The sequence below is a fragment of the Streptomyces roseofulvus genome (genome assembly GCF_039534915.1).
GTDB lineage: Bacteria > Actinomycetota > Actinomycetes > Streptomycetales > Streptomycetaceae > Streptomyces > Streptomyces roseofulvus.
This window is the reverse complement of the sequence record NZ_BAAAWE010000001.1, coordinates 7,672,256-7,686,184: the sequence shown is the minus strand read 5'-3', so window position 1 is coordinate 7,686,184 and position 13,929 is coordinate 7,672,256. Positions and strand designations below refer to the sequence as shown.

Annotated in this window: 12 protein-coding genes; 6 read left to right on the top strand and 6 right to left on the bottom strand. The window is 73.8% G+C overall.

Annotation, left to right across the window (positions count from 1 at the left end; translation table 11 throughout):
- The first annotated feature begins 19 nt into the window (after positions 1 to 19).
- Positions 20 to 3,106, top strand: a complete 3,087-nt coding sequence (locus ABFY03_RS35410) for a glycoside hydrolase family 3 protein (protein WP_346171906.1) — start codon at positions 20 to 22, stop codon at positions 3,104 to 3,106.
- Positions 3,107 to 3,215: 109 nt separating this feature from the next.
- On the top strand, positions 3,216 to 4,664 hold the full coding sequence (argG, locus tag ABFY03_RS35405; protein WP_319008942.1) for an argininosuccinate synthase: 1,449 nt from the start codon (positions 3,216 to 3,218) through the stop codon (positions 4,662 to 4,664).
- Positions 4,665 to 4,818: 154 nt separating this feature from the next.
- Here argG and ABFY03_RS35400 read toward each other — a convergent pair whose 3' ends face one another.
- Both ABFY03_RS35400 and ABFY03_RS35395 read right to left on the bottom strand, forming a co-directional pair.
- Complete coding sequence (locus ABFY03_RS35400) at positions 4,819 to 5,730, bottom strand: SDR family oxidoreductase (RefSeq protein ID WP_346171905.1); 912 nt, start codon at positions 5,728 to 5,730, stop codon at positions 4,819 to 4,821.
- Between the two features lie 17 nt (positions 5,731 to 5,747).
- Positions 5,748 to 6,527, bottom strand: a complete 780-nt coding sequence (locus tag ABFY03_RS35395; RefSeq protein WP_346171904.1) for an SDR family oxidoreductase — start codon at positions 6,525 to 6,527, stop codon at positions 5,748 to 5,750.
- A gap of 78 nt (positions 6,528 to 6,605) precedes the next feature.
- On the opposite strand from ABFY03_RS35395, the gene ABFY03_RS35390 reads away from it, so the two are divergent.
- From ABFY03_RS35390 to ABFY03_RS35375, 4 genes are read left to right on the top strand one after another with little or no spacing between them, the layout of a single operon-like run.
- On the top strand, positions 6,606 to 7,364 hold the full coding sequence (locus ABFY03_RS35390; protein ID WP_319008939.1) for an enoyl-CoA hydratase family protein: 759 nt from the start codon (positions 6,606 to 6,608) through the stop codon (positions 7,362 to 7,364).
- A gap of 14 nt (positions 7,365 to 7,378) precedes the next feature.
- Entirely contained in the window at positions 7,379 to 8,230 is an 852-nt protein-coding gene (locus tag ABFY03_RS35385; RefSeq protein WP_346172358.1) for a CoA transferase subunit A, read from the top strand.
- Positions 8,227 to 9,000, top strand: coding sequence for a CoA-transferase subunit beta (locus ABFY03_RS35380; protein WP_346171903.1), 774 nt, complete (start codon positions 8,227 to 8,229; stop codon positions 8,998 to 9,000). Before ABFY03_RS35385 ends, ABFY03_RS35380 begins: the two co-directional genes overlap by 4 nt.
- On the top strand, positions 8,997 to 10,061 hold the full coding sequence (locus ABFY03_RS35375; RefSeq protein ID WP_319008937.1) for an NAD(P)H-dependent flavin oxidoreductase: 1,065 nt from the start codon (positions 8,997 to 8,999) through the stop codon (positions 10,059 to 10,061). The genes ABFY03_RS35380 and ABFY03_RS35375 overlap by 4 nt, the downstream gene beginning before the upstream one ends.
- A 71-nt stretch (positions 10,062 to 10,132) precedes the next feature.
- Here the strand turns inward: ABFY03_RS35375 and ABFY03_RS35370 are convergent, their stop codons facing one another.
- From ABFY03_RS35370 to ABFY03_RS35355, 4 genes are read right to left on the bottom strand one after another with little or no spacing between them, the layout of a single operon-like run.
- On the bottom strand, positions 10,133 to 11,290 hold the full coding sequence (locus ABFY03_RS35370; RefSeq protein WP_346171902.1) for an acetyl-CoA C-acetyltransferase: 1,158 nt from the start codon (positions 11,288 to 11,290) through the stop codon (positions 10,133 to 10,135).
- Between the two features lie 9 nt (positions 11,291 to 11,299).
- Positions 11,300 to 11,944, bottom strand: a complete 645-nt coding sequence (locus ABFY03_RS35365) for a TetR/AcrR family transcriptional regulator (RefSeq protein WP_346171901.1) — start codon at positions 11,942 to 11,944, stop codon at positions 11,300 to 11,302.
- Positions 11,941 to 12,729: an SDR family oxidoreductase gene (locus ABFY03_RS35360; RefSeq protein ID WP_319008934.1), complete on the bottom strand. Its 789-nt coding sequence runs from the start codon at positions 12,727 to 12,729 to the stop codon at positions 11,941 to 11,943. Before ABFY03_RS35360 ends, ABFY03_RS35365 begins: the two co-directional genes overlap by 4 nt.
- Entirely contained in the window at positions 12,726 to 13,892 is a 1,167-nt protein-coding gene (locus tag ABFY03_RS35355) for an acyl-CoA dehydrogenase family protein (protein ID WP_319008933.1), read from the bottom strand. Before ABFY03_RS35355 ends, ABFY03_RS35360 begins: the two co-directional genes overlap by 4 nt.
- Positions 13,893 to 13,929 lie beyond the last annotated feature (37 nt).

Sequence of the window (13,929 nt, the reverse complement as noted above, 5' to 3'; positions counted from 1 at the left end):
CCCGTCTCCAGGAGACCGCATGCCGCACCCGCGCCACCGCAGGAGAGCGCGCGCCCGAGGGCTCGCCGCCACCGCCGCCACCGCCCTGATCGCGGGGCTCGTCGGCGCCGCGCCCAGCTCCGCCGCGCCGGCCGCCGACGACCCGGCGCCCCGGATCGTCGACCGCTTCGAGGGCGAGGTGCCGTTCGCGGACCCGCCCGCCGAGGGAATCTTCACCTGGGGCAGCGACGCCGACGACCACCCGGCGCTCACGCTCGCCGAACGGGCCGACGCCCCCGAGGGCGCCAAGGTCCTCGAAGGCCGCTACGACATCAGCGGCTGGGGCGGCTTCACCCACGACTTCGCCTTCGACCGGCCCGCCCAGGACTGGACCGCGCACGGCGGCATCCGGTTCTGGTGGTACGGACAGAACACCGCACCGCTGCCGCCCGGCTCGGGCAAGCGGATCCACTTCGAGCTCAAGGACGGCGGCGCGAACGGCGAGGCGTCCGAGTTGTGGACGACCTCCTTCACCGACGACTGGGAGGGCTGGCACCTGGTCGAACTCCCCTTCTCCTCCTTCCAGTACCGCGCCGACTACCAGCCGGTCGGCGGCATCGACCACGTCCTCGGCCTGGACCGGATGTGGGGGTACGCGCTGACGCTGCCGACGGGCGCGCCGGGCTCCTTCGCGCTCGACGGGATCGAGCTGTACGGCAGGGCGGACCCCGCGCTGACCACTCAGGTCGTCACGGGGGCCGCCGTGCACCCGGTGGCGGAGGGGGCCGCCGCCCGGATCGACGTCACCGTGACCACCACGGGCGCGGCGCCGACCGACCGGCCCGTCACCGTCGCCTACGCGACGAAGGACGACGGGCCGGCCGAGCCCGGCGAGGACTACCGGCCGGTCGCCGGAACGCTCGTCTTCCCGGCCGGGACGCCCTCCGGCACCACCCGCTCGATCACCGTCGAGACGCGGGAGGACGGCGCGGGCGAGGCCGCCGAGACGATCCCGGTGGAGCTGACCGTCGAGGGCGCCAAGGCGCCCGCCGAGCACCCGGTCGTCGTGGTGAACGCGCACGGGCTGCCGTACCTGGACGCGCGGCTGCCGGTGAAGCGGCGGGTCGCCGACCTGCTGGCCCGGATGACCCTGGCCGAGAAGGCCGGGCAGATGACCCAGGCCGAGCGGAACGCGCTGCGGGCCCCCGGCGACATCGCCGGGTACGCGCTCGGTTCGCTGCTCTCGGGCGGCGGCTCGGTGCCCTCGCCCAACACGCCGGAGGCGTGGGCGCGGATGATCGACGGCTACCAGCTGCGCACCCGGGCGACCCGGCTCCAGATCCCGCTGATCTACGGGGTGGACGCGGTGCACGGGCACAACAACGTGGCCGGGGCGACCGTCATGCCGCACAACATCGGCATCGGCGCGACCCGCGACCCGGCGCTCGCCGCCCGGACCGGCGCGGTGACGGCGAAGGAGGTGCGGGCGACCGGAGTCCCGTGGGACTTCGCGCCGTGCCTGTGCGTGACGCGGGACGAGCGCTGGGGCCGGTCGTACGAGGCGTTCGGCGAGGACCCGGCGCTGGTGACCGCGATGGAGACGGTCATCCAGGGCATGCAGGGCGCGCGGAACGGCAAGGACCTCGACCGCAACGACAAGGTCCTGACCAGCGCCAAGCACTTCGTCGGCGACGGCGGCACGGAGTTCGGCTCCTCGACGACCGGCTCGTACACGATCGACCAGGGCGTCACCCGGGTCACCCGTGAGGAGCTGGAGGCGGTCCACCTCGCGCCGTTCGCGGAGGCGGTGAAGCGCGGCGCGGGCACGGTCATGCCCTCGTACTCCTCGCTCGACGTCATCGGGGACGAGCACGGCCCGGTGAAGATGCACGCGAACGCCGAGATGATCAACGGGGTGCTGAAGGACCGGATGGGCTTCGAGGGCTTCGTCATCAGCGACTGGCAGGCCATCGACCAGATCCCCGGTGACTACCCGAGCGACGTGCGGACCTCGGTCAACGCCGGCCTGGACATGATCATGGTGCCGACGAACTACCAGGACTTCACCCGGACCCTGGTGGCCGAGGTCGAGGCGGGCCGGATCCCGGTCTCCCGGATCGACGACGCCGTGGCCCGGATCCTCACCCAGAAGTTCCGCCTCGGTCTCTTCGAGAAGCCGTACGCGGACACCACCCACCTCTCCTCGGTCGGCTCGGCCGCGCACCGGGCAGTGGCCCGCGAGGCCGCCGCCGCCTCGCAGGTGCTGCTGAAGAACGAGGGCGGGCTGCTGCCGCTGAAGCCCTCGCAGAAGGTGTACGTGGCCGGCTCCAACGCCGACGACCTGGGCAACCAGGCCGGCGGCTGGACCATCAGCTGGCAGGGCTCCTCCGGGAAGCACACCACCGGCACGACGATCCTCGAGGGGATGCGGAAGAACGCGCCCGGGCTCACCTGGTCCAAGGACGCGTCCGCGCCGGTCGAGGGGTACGACGCCGGCGTCGTGGTGGTCGGTGAGACGCCGTACGCGGAGGGCGTCGGGGACGTCGGCAACGGGCACGACCTGGAGCTGAGCGCCGCCGACAAGGCGGCCGTGGACCGGGTGTGCGCGGCGATGCCGTGCGCGGTGCTCGTGGTCTCCGGCCGGCCCCAGCTGATCGGCGACCGGCTGCCGGGGATCGACGCCCTGGTGGCGTCCTGGCTGCCGGGCACCGAGGGCGACGGCGTCGCCGACGTGCTCTACGGGCGGGTGCCCTTCACCGGACAGCTCCCGGTGACCTGGCCGAGGTCGGAGGCGCAGCTGCCGGTGAACGTCGGCGACTCCTCGTACGACCCGCAGTTCCCGTACGGCTGGGGGCTCACCACCCTGACGGCGGTGCCGAAGGGCGGCGAGACGACGCTGAAGGCGCTCGGTCTCGCGGCCCGGGTGCTCCAGGCGGCCGGGCGGGGGGACTCACCCGAGGCGCGGCGCCTGGTGGCCCGGGCCCGGCTGCTGGTGCAGGATCGCATCGGGCAGCGGGTCACGGAGGCGGTGGCGAAGCCCTTCGCCGAGGCCGACCACCGGCTGCTCTCCGGTGATCCGGCGGGCGCGGTGGCGAGGCTGACCGCGGCCTACCGCGCGGCCGGCTGAGCGCGGGGCCCGGTGGAACGGCACCTCGCGGGGGCCGTTCCACCGGGCCCGTCCGGTCGCGCCCCGGCACGGCGTTGCATAGCCATGCAGATTAATGCATACTCTTTCCATGTCCAAGGTTCTCACCTCCCTTCCCGTCGGCGAGCGCGTCGGCATCGCCTTCTCCGGTGGTCTCGACACCTCCGTCGCGGTCGCGTGGATGCGTGACAAGGGCGCCGTCCCCTGCACGTACACCGCCGACATCGGTCAGTACGACGAGCCCGACATCGCCTCGGTGCCCGGGCGCGCCCAGACCTACGGCGCCGAGGTGGCCCGCCTGGTCGACTGCCGCGCCGCGCTGGTCGAGGAGGGGCTGGCCGCGCTCACCTGCGGTGCCTTCCACATCCGCTCCGGCGGCCGGGCCTACTTCAACACCACCCCGCTGGGCCGCGCCGTCACCGGCACGCTCCTGGTGCGGGCGATGCTGGAGGACGACGTCCAGATCTGGGGCGACGGCTCGACCTTCAAGGGCAACGACATCGAGCGGTTCTACCGCTACGGCCTGCTGGCCAACCCGCACCTGCGGATCTACAAGCCGTGGCTGGACGCCGACTTCGTCACCGAGCTCGGCGGCCGCAAGGAGATGTCGGAGTGGCTCGTCGCCCACGACCTCCCCTACCGGGACTCCACCGAGAAGGCGTACTCCACCGACGCCAACATCTGGGGCGCCACCCACGAGGCGAAGACCCTGGAGCACCTGGACACCGGCATCGAGACCGTCGAGCCGATCATGGGCGTGCGGTTCTGGGACCCGTCCGTCGAGATCGCCGCCGAGGACGTGACGATCGGCTTCGAGCAGGGCCGCCCCGTCACCATCAACGGCAAGGAGTTCGCCTCCGCCGTCGACCTGGTCATGGAGGCCAACGCCATCGGCGGCCGGCACGGCCTGGGCATGTCCGACCAGATCGAGAACCGGATCATCGAGGCCAAGAGCCGCGGCATCTACGAGGCCCCCGGCATGGCGCTGCTGCACGCCGCCTACGAGCGCCTCGTCAACGCGATCCACAACGAGGACACCCTCGCCCAGTACCACAACGAGGGCCGCCGGCTCGGCCGCCTCATGTACGAGGGCCGCTGGCTGGACCCGCAGGCGCTGATGATCCGCGAGTCGCTGCAGCGCTGGGTCGGCGCGGCCGTCACCGGCGAGGTCACCCTGCGGCTGCGGCGGGGCGAGGACTACTCGATCCTCGACACCACCGGCCCGGCCTTCAGCTACCACCCGGACAAGCTGTCCATGGAGCGCACCGAGGACTCCGCCTTCGGCCCGCTGGACCGGATCGGCCAGCTGACCATGCGGAACCTGGACATCGCCGACTCCCGCGCCAAGCTGGAGCAGTACGCCGGCATCGGTCTCATCGGGGCCGGCAGCCCGGCCATCGGCGCCGCGCAGGCCGCCGCCACCGGTCTGATCGGCGCGATGCCCGAGGGCGGCGCCGAGGCGATCGCCTCGCGCGGCGAGACCCCCGACAGCGAGGAGACGGCGCTGGACCGCGCCGCCATGGAGACCGGCACCGACTAGTCCCCGGCACTCCGAGCGACACCCGAGGAGGGGCGGCCCCGGCCGCCCCTCCTTCGCGTCGTCCCCCCGGCTCGCGGACCGGACCGCCGAGACGCACGGCGACGAGGAGACCCGTGTCTGTGGACGGCGCCCACCCGCTCCCCCGGGCGGCGCGTCAGCGGGCTCCGTACACCGGGTGCGGGGGTTCCGCGTTCGCGAGGAGCTTCAGGGCCGTGTCACCCGCGTCCGCGGGCGTGCGCCGGGCGCCGGTGTCGGCGGTGGGGCCGGGCCGCCAGCCCTCCATCACCGTGATCCGGCCGCCCTCCGCCTCGAAGACCCGCCCCGTCACCCCCGCCGACGCGTCGGACCCGAGCCAGACGACCAGCGGCGACACGTTCTCGGGCGCCATCGCGTCGAACGCGGCACCTTCCGGCACCGCCATCGCCTCGGCGAAGGCCGCCTCCGTCATGCGCGTCCGGGCCGCCGGCGCGATCGCGTTGACCTGTACCCCGTACCGCCCCAGCTCCGCCGCCGCGACCAGCGTCAGCCCGACGATCCCCGCCTTGGCGGCGGCGTAGTTGCCCTGGCCGACGCTGCCGAGGAGCCCCGCGCCGGAGCTGGTGTTGACGACCCGCGCCCGCGGCGTACGGCCGGCCTTGGCCTCGGCGCGCCAGTGCGCCGAGGCGTGCCGCAGCGGCAGGAAGTGGCCCTTGAGGTGGACGCGCACGACGGCGTCCCAGTCGTCCTCGTCCAGGTTGACGAGCATCCGGTCACGCAGGAAGCCCGCGTTGTTGACGAGGGTGTCGAGGCGCCCGTACGTGTCGACGGCGGCGGCGATCAGCGAGGCCGCCCCCTCCGTCGTGGCGACGTCCCCGCCGTGGGCGATCGCGTCCCCTCCCGCCGCCGTGATCTCGTCGACGACGTCCTGGGCGGGTCCGGCGCCGCCCCCGGTGCCGTCGAGGCCGACGCCGAGGTCGTTCACGACGACCTTGGCGCCTTCCGCCGCGAAGGCGAGCGCGTGGGCGCGGCCGAGGCCGCGGCCCGCTCCGGTGACGACGACGACGCGTTCCGCGCAGAGTCCGGTCATGTGAGGGTTCCTGCCTTTCAGGGGTGGTGGGCGGTCGCGGCGTCGAGGAACGCGGGGCGTTCGCCGCCGCCGTGGACGTGCAGGGCGGCGCCGCTGATGTACGCGGCGCGGTCGGAGGCGAGGAAGACGCAGGCGTCGCCGATGTCGGCGGGCGCGGCGAGCCGGCCGAGGGGCACGGTGCGGCCGACGGCGGCGATGCCGTCCTCGTCGCCGTAGTGCAGGTGGGACAGTTCGGTGCGGACCATGCCGAGGACGAGGGTGTTGACCCGGACGCGCGGCGCCCATTCCACGGCCATGGACCGGGCGAGGTTCTCGAGCCCGGCCTTCGCGGCGCCGTACGCGGCGGAGCCCGGCGACGGGCGGGTGCCGCTGACGCTGCCGACCATGACGATCGACCCGCCGCCGTCCTGCCGGCTCATCACCCGGTACGCGGCGAGCGAGGCGGTCAGCGGGGCGACGAGGTTCAGTTCGAGGACCCGCGCGTGCTGGGCGGGGTCGCCGTCGGCGAGGGTCCGGTACGGGGTGCCGCCGGCGTTGTTGACCAGCGTGTCGAGGCGCCCGTGCTCGTCCCGTACCCGGTCGAAGAAGGCGGTCACGGCGTCGGGGTCGCGCAGGTCGACGGGGAGGAAGCGGGCGGTGCGGCCGGCCGCCGCGACGGGTGCGCCGGGGGCCCGCCGGGCGCAGGTGACGACCTCCGCCCCGGCTTCGAGGAGCGCGCGGGTGACGCCGGCGCCGACGCCCCGGGTGCCTCCGGTGACGACGGCGACGGAGCCGGACAGATCGATGGTCACGGGCAAGGGGCACCTCCCGCAGCGGCCGTACCGCTGCTATCTTCCACCTAACAAACGTTTGGTGGAAAGGTAGCTGATCTGCCCATGGGTGTCTCCACCTCCGCCCCGGACGACGGCATCGCCGTCGTCACCGTCGACTTCCCCCCGGTCAACGCCCTCCCGGTCCAGGGCTGGTACGACCTCGCCGCCGCCGTCCGCGCCGCCGGCGCCGACCCGGAGGTGCGCTGCGTCGTCCTCACCGCCGAGGGCCGCGGCTTCAACGCCGGCGTCGACATCAAGGAGCTGCAGCGCGCGACCGGCCCCGAGGCGATCCTCGGCGCCAACCACGGCTGCGCCGAGGCCTTCTCCGCCGTCTACGAGTGCGAGGTCCCGGTCGTCGCCGCCGTGCACGGCTTCTGCCTCGGCGGCGGCATCGGCCTCGTCGGCAACGCCGACGCGATCGTCGCCTCCGACGACGCCGCCTTCGGCCTGCCCGAACTGGACCGGGGCGCGCTCGGCGCCGCCACCCACCTCGCCCGGCTGGTCCCCCAGCACCTGATGCGCGCCCTGTACTACACCTCCCGCACGGTCACCGCGGAGGAGCTGCACCGGCACGGCTCGGTCTGGCGGGTCGTCCCGCGCGCCGGACTGCGCGAGACGGCCCTCGGACTGGCCCGGGAGATCGCCGCGAAGGACGGCCGGCTCATCCGGCTCGCCAAGGCCGCGATCAACGGCATCGACCCGGTGGACGTCCGGCGCAGCTACCGCTTCGAACAGGGCTTCACCTTCGAGGCCAATCTCAGCGGCGTCGCCGACCGCGTCCGCGACACCTTCGGCAACGACAAGAGGGAGGAGCAGTCGTGAGCAAGGACAAGACGATGACCGCCGAGGAGGTCGTCGGCCGGCTCCGCAGCGGGATGACGATCGGCATCGGCGGCTGGGGCTCCCGGCGCAAGCCCATGGCGCTGGTCCGGGCACTGCTGCGGTCGGACGTCACCGATCTGACGGTGGTCTCGTACGGCGGTCCCGACGTCGGCCTGCTCGCCGCCGCCGGGAGGATCCGGAAGCTGGTCGCCGCCTTCGCCACCCTCGACTCCGTCCCGCTGGAACCGCACTTCGGCGCGGCCCGGCAGCGCGCCGCGTTCGAACTGGTCGAGCTGGACGAGGCCATGATGATGTGGGGGCTGACCGCCGCCGTGCACCGGCTGCCGTTCATGCCCGTCCGGGCCGGGCTCGCCTCCGATGTCATGACCGTCAACCCGGAGCTGCGGACCGTCACCTCACCGTACGGGGACCGCGAGGAGCTCGTCGCCGTCCCGGCGCTGCGCCTGGACGCCGCGCTGGTCCACCTCAACCGCGCCGACGCGCACGGCAACGGCCAGTACCTGGGACCCGACCCGTACTTCGACGACCTGTTCTGCGAGGCCGCCGACACGGCGTACGTCTCCTGCGAGCGGATCGTGGAGACCTCCGAGCTGCTGAAGGACGCGGGGCCGCAGACGCTCCTGCTCAAGCGGGCGTTCGTCGACGGGGTCGTCGAGGCGCCGAACGGCGCGCACTTCACCTCGTGCGCGCCCGACCACGAGCGGGACGAGGCGTTCCAGCGGCACTACGTCGACGCGGCCCGCGACCCGGAGGCGTGGCGGGAGTTCACCGCCCGGTTCCTCTCCGGCGGCGAGGACGCGTACCAGGCCGCGGTGGCGGCGTTCCACGGGGAGGCGGGGGCATGAGCGGCACCGACACGACCACGACGGCCACCCGCGCCGAGTACTGCGTGGTGGCCTGCGCCGAAGCCTGGCGGGACGCCGGCGAGATCCTCGCCGGCCCCATGGGTACGGTGCCGATGATCGGCGCCCGGCTCGCCAAGCGCACCTTCTCCCCCGACCTCCTGCTCACCGACGGCGAGGCGCTGCTCATCGGCGACGTCCCGGCGGTCGGCGCCGCGCCCGGGGTGGTGGAGGGGTGGCTGCCGTACCGGCAGCACCTGGCCCTGGTCACCACCGGCCGGCGGCACGTGATGATGGGCGCCAGCCAGCTCGACCGGCACGGCAACCAGAACATCAGCTGCATCGGCGACTGGGAGCGGCCCCGGCGCCAGCTCCTCGGCGTCCGCGGCGCCCCCGTCAACACGCTGAACAACCCGACGAGTTACTGGGTCCCCCGGCACTCGCCACGGGTCTTCGTCGAGCGCGTCGACATGGTCTGCGGCGTCGGCTACGACCGGGCCGCGGCGGCCGGCCCGTCCGCCACCCGCTACCACCGTATCCCGGACGTCATCACGGACCTGGGCGTCTTCGACTTCGAGACCCCCGACCGCACCATGCGGCTCCGCTCGCTCCACCCGGGCGTCACCGTCGACGAGGTCCGGGCGGCGACCGGCTTCGCGCTCCACGTGCCCGGGGAGGTGCCGTACACCCGGGACCCCTCGGCGGAGGAACTGCGGCTGATCCGCGAGGAGATCGACCCCCGGGGACTGCGGGACCGCGAGGTCCGGGCATGAGCGACGCCACGATCGCCACCCCCCTCACCGCGCTCGTCGGGGTGCGCCACCCGATCGTGCAGACGGGCATGGGCTGGGTCGCCGGCCCCCGGCTGGTCTCCGCCGCGGCGAACGCGGGCGCGCTCGGCATCCTCGCCTCGGCCACCATGGACGTGGACCGGCTGCGGTCCGCCGTGCGCGAGGTGAAGGCGCGCACCGACGCGCCCTTCGGCGTCAATCTGCGGGCGGACGCGGGCGACGCCGCCGAGCGGGTGCGGATCATCGTCGACGAGGGCGTGAAGGTCGCCTCCTTCGCGCTCGCGCCCTCACGGGAGCTGATCGCCCGCCTGAAGGACGCCGGCGTCGTCGTGATCCCCTCGATCGGCGCCCGCCGGCACGCCGAGAAGGTCGCCGCGTGGGGCGCGGACGCGGTCGTGGTGCAGGGCGGCGAGGGCGGCGGCCACACCGGCAGCGTCGCCACCACGGTCCTCCTCCCCCAGGTGGTGGACGCCGTGGACATCCCGGTGATCGCCGCCGGCGGCTTCCACGACGGGCGCGGCCTGGTCGCCGCGCTCGCCTACGGCGCGTCCGGTGTGGCCATGGGCACCCGCTTCCTGCTGACCTCCGACTCGACCGTCCCCGAGGCGGTCAAGGCCCGCTATCTGGCGGCGGCGGTGGGCGACGTCACCGTCACCACGAAGGTCGACGGGCTGCCGCACCGGATGCTCAGGACCGAGCTGGTCGACGCGCTGGAGCGCTCCGGCCGGACCGCGTCGCTGCTGCGGGCCGTCCGGCACGCGGCGGCCTTCCGGCGCGAGTCCCGCATGAGCTGGTCCCGGATGGTCCGGGACGGCCTGGCGATGAAGCACGGCAAGGAGCTGACCTGGAGCCAGGTCCTGCTCGCCGCCAACACCCCCATGATGCTCAGGGCGTCGATGGTGGACGGCCGCACCGACCTCGGGGTGATGGCCTCGGGCCAGGTCGCCGGCCTGATCGACGACCTGCCCTCGTGCACCGAACTCGTCGACCGGATCATGACGGAGGCGACGACGACGCTCCGCGCGCTGCCCCGCCCGGACTGACCCCGCGCACCCGACGACCGCCGGGGCGAACGCCCACCCCGGCGGACCCGCCTCCCGCCCCGGCCCATGCCCTACAGCCGCTCGATGATCGTCACATTCGCCTGGCCGCCGCCCTCGCACATGGTCTGGAGGCCGTAGCGGCCTCCGGTGCGCTCCAGTTCGTGGAGCAGGGTGACGGCCAGCTTGGTGCCGGTCGCGCCCAGGGGGTGGCCGAGGGCGATGGCGCCGCCGTTGACGTTCACCTTCTCCGGGTCGGCGCCGGTCTCCTTCAGCCAGGCGAGGACGACCGGGGCGAACGCCTCGTTGATCTCGACGAGGTCGATGTCTTCGAGGGTCATGCCGGCCTTCTTCAGCGCGTACGCCGTCGCCGGGATCGGCGCGGACAGCATCCGGATGGGGTCCTCGCCGCGCACGGAGAGGTGGTGGATCCGGGCGCGCGGGGTGAGGCCGTGCTCGCGCACGGCCCGCTCACTGGCGAGCAGCATGGCCGAGGCGCCGTCGGAGACCTGGGAGGAGACGGCGGCGGTGATCCGTCCGCCCTCCACGACCGGGTTCAGTCCGGCCATCTTCTCCAGGGAGGTGTCCCGGCGCGGGCCCTCGTCGCCGGTGACGTCCCCGTACGGGACGATCTCGCGGTCGAAGCGGCCCTCGTCGACGGCGCGGATCGCCCGCCGGTGCGAGCGGAGGGCGAACTCCTCCATGTCCCGGCGGGAGATGCCCCACTTCTCGGCGATGAGCTCGGCGCCGTGGAACTGGTTGACCGGCTGGTCGCCGTAGCGCGCCCGCCAGCCCGCGGAGCCCGCGTAGGGGCCCTCGGTGAGGCCCAGCGGGGCGGCAGCCTGGCGGCTGGCGAAGGCGATGGGGACCATGGACATGTTCTGCGTGCCACCGGCGACGACCAGGTCCTGGGTGCCGGAGAGGACGCCCTGGGCGGCGAAGTGCAGGGCCTGCTGGGAGGAGCCGCACTGCCGGTCCACGGTCACGCCCGGCACCTCCTCGGGCAGTCCGGCGGCCAGCCAGCAGGTGCGGGCGATGTCGCCGGCCTGCGGGCCGACGGTGTCCAGGCAGCCGAGGACGACGTCCTCGACGGCCGCCGGGTCGACGCCCGAGCGGTCCATCAGGGCCTTCAGGGCGTGCGCGCCGAGGTCGGCCGGGTGGACGGCGGACAGCCCGCCGTTGCGCCGGCCGACGGGGGTGCGGACCGCTTCTACGATGTAGGCCTCGGGCATGGTGACTCCTCATTCGTACGGTTCGTGCGTCCGTGGTGCGTGCGCCTGGTGTGCGCGCGCCCGTTGTCCGTTCCGGAGGGCGATGCCCTCCAGCACCATCGAGAGGTACTGGCGGGCGATCTCCTCCGGGCTGTGCCGTCCGCCCGGCCGGTACCAGGACGCGGCGACCCAGACGGTGTCGCGCACGAAGCGGTAGGTGAGCCGGACGTCGAGGTCGGTGCGGAAGTCCCCGGCGGCCACGCCAAACTCCAGGGTGCGGAGCCAGGCGTGCTCGAACCGCCGCTGGGCGTCGGCGAGGTAGCCGAAGCGCGGCTGGTCCCGCAGCCGGCCGGACTCCTTCTGGTAGATGGCGACGGCGGCGCGGTGCCGGTCGATCTCGCGGAACGACGCGGTGACGAGGGCCTCCAGGGTCTCCCGGGGGCGGAGGCCGGCGGCGAGCACGCGGTCGTACCGGGTCCACAGGTCGTCGAGGAAGCCGGAGAGGATCTCGTCGAGCATCGACTCCTTGGAGTCGAAGTGGTAGTAGAGGCTGCCCGCGAGGAGCCCGGCCGCGTCGGCGATCCGGCGGACGGTGGTGGCGTCGTACCCCTGGGCGGCGAACACCTCGGCGGCCGTGTCCAGGAGTTCGCGGCGCCGCTCGGGCGCCGGTCTCACGGGTGCTGGCTGCTGACCGAGAGGACCTCGCCGGTGAGGTAGGACGCGTACCCGCTGGCGAGGAAGACGATGACGTTGGCGACCTCCCACGGCTCGGCGTACCGGCCGAACGCCTCGCGGGAGGTGAGCTCTTCGAGGAGTTCGGGGGTGGTGACCTTCACGAGGTGGGGGTGCATGGCGAGGGACGGCGAGACGGCGTTGACGCGGACGCCGTACGCGGCGGCCTCCAGCGCGGCGCACCGGGTGAGGGCCATGACGCCGGCCTTGGCGGCGGCGTAGTGGGCCTGCCCCTTCTGGGCGCGCCAGCCGATCACGGAGGCGTTGTTGACGATGACGCCGCCGGTGCCGGCGGCCCTCATCCGGCGCAGAGCGGCGCGGGTGCAGCGGAAGGTGCCGTTGAGGGTGACGTCGAGGACCTTGTCCCACTGGTCGTCGGTCATGTCGACGAGGTCGGCGGTGCCGCCGAGTCCGGCGTTGTTGACGACGATGTCGAGGCGTCCGTGCCGTTCCTCGGCGAGATCGAGGAGGGCGGTCACGCGCGACTCGTCGGTGACGTCGCAGGGCAGGGCGGCCACCCGGTCGGCGCCGAACTCGGCGGCGAGCGCGGCCTCGGACTCCTTGAGGCGGCGGGCGTGGGCGTCGGAGAGCACGATCCGGGCGCCCTCCTCCAGGAGGCGGCGGGCGGTGGCGCCGCCGATGCCGGCGCCGGCGGCGGCGGTGACGACGGCGGAGCGGCCGGCGAGGAGGCCGTGGCCGGGGAGGTAGGGGGGTGGGGCGCCGGTCACGGGCGGGCCTCCTTGGGCAGGCCGAGGACGCGCTCGGCGATGATGGTGCGCTGGATCTCGTTGGAGCCGGCGTAGAGGGTGTCGGCGCGGGAGAAGAGGTAGAGGCGCTGCCAGTCGGTGAGGTCGTACGGTTCCCCGGCGGCGAGCATGCCGTCGGCGCCGCAGACGTCCATGGCGAGTTCGCCGAGTTCGCGGTGCCAGGTGGCCCAGAAGATCTTGTTGATGGAGGCTTCGGGCCCGGGGGCTCCGGCCGCGACGCCGCCGAGCATCCTGAGCGCGTTGAAGCGGATGGTCTCCAGCCCGGTCCAGGCGCGGGCGATCCGGTCGCGGACGAGGGGGTCGGCGGCGGCGCCGTTCCGCTTGGCCAGCTCGATGACGGCCTCCAGTTCGCGGCGGAAGCCGACCTGCTGGCCGAGGGTGGAGACGCCGCGCTCGAAGCCGAGGGTGGCCAGGGCGACCTTCCAGCCGTCGCCGGGGGCGCCGACCAGGTGGCCGGCGTCGGTCCTGGCCCCGTCGAAGAACACCTCGTTGAACTCGGAGGTGCCGGTGAGCTGGACGATCGGCCGGATCTCGACACCGGGGGCGGCCAGCGGGACGAGGAGGTAGGAGAGGCCGTGGTGGCGGGTCGAGCCGGGTTCGGTGCGGGCGACGACGAAGCACCAGTCGGCCTCGTGCGCGCCTGAGGTCCACACCTTCTGTCCGGTGACCACCCAGTCGTCGCCGTCGCGTTCGGCGCGGGTGCGGACGTTGGCCAGGTCGGAGCCGGCGTCGGGTTCGGAGTAGCCCTGGCACCAGAGTTCGTCGACGGCGACGATCCGGGGCAGGAAGCGGGCGCGCTGGGCCGGGGTGCCGAAGGCGATGAGGGTGGGCCCGAGGAGCTGTTCGCCGATGTGGCCGACGCGCGCGGGGGCGTCGGCGAGGGCGTACTCCTCGTGGAAGGCGACCTGCTCCTCCAGGCTCGCGCCGCGGCCGCCGTACTCCTTCGGCCAGCCGACGCAGGTCCATCCGTGGGCGGCCATGTGCCGTTCCCAGGCGAGGCGTTCGGTGTGCGCCTCGTGCTCGCGTCCGGGGCCGCCGCGGCCGCGCAGGGCCGCGAACTCGCCGGTGAGATGCGCCCGCAGCCAGCCGCGGGCCTCTCGGCGGAACTCCTCGACGTCGCTCATGGCCGTACGTTAACCTACCAAACACTTGTTAGGGAAG

Excerpts from the sequence above, each read along its gene's own strand:
- ABFY03_RS35370 (WP_346171902.1), bottom strand. The coding sequence starts at position 11,290 with ATGCCCGAGGCCTACATCGTAGAAGCGGTCCGCACCCCCGTCGGCCGG.
- ABFY03_RS35410 (WP_346171906.1), top strand. The coding sequence starts at position 20 with ATGCCGCACCCGCGCCACCGCAGGAGAGCGCGCGCCCGAGGGCTCGCC.
- ABFY03_RS35385 (WP_346172358.1), top strand. The coding sequence starts at position 7,379 with ATGACCGCCGAGGAGGTCGTCGGCCGGCTCCGCAGCGGGATGACGATC.
- ABFY03_RS35355 (WP_319008933.1), bottom strand. The coding sequence starts at position 13,892 with ATGAGCGACGTCGAGGAGTTCCGCCGAGAGGCCCGCGGCTGGCTGCGG.
- ABFY03_RS35400 (WP_346171905.1), bottom strand. The coding sequence starts at position 5,730 with ATGACCGGACTCTGCGCGGAACGCGTCGTCGTCGTCACCGGAGCGGGC.
- ABFY03_RS35380 (WP_346171903.1), top strand. The coding sequence starts at position 8,227 with ATGAGCGGCACCGACACGACCACGACGGCCACCCGCGCCGAGTACTGC.
- ABFY03_RS35390 (WP_319008939.1), top strand. The coding sequence starts at position 6,606 with ATGGGTGTCTCCACCTCCGCCCCGGACGACGGCATCGCCGTCGTCACC.
- argG (WP_319008942.1), top strand. The coding sequence starts at position 3,216 with ATGTCCAAGGTTCTCACCTCCCTTCCCGTCGGCGAGCGCGTCGGCATC.
- ABFY03_RS35375 (WP_319008937.1), top strand. The coding sequence starts at position 8,997 with ATGAGCGACGCCACGATCGCCACCCCCCTCACCGCGCTCGTCGGGGTG.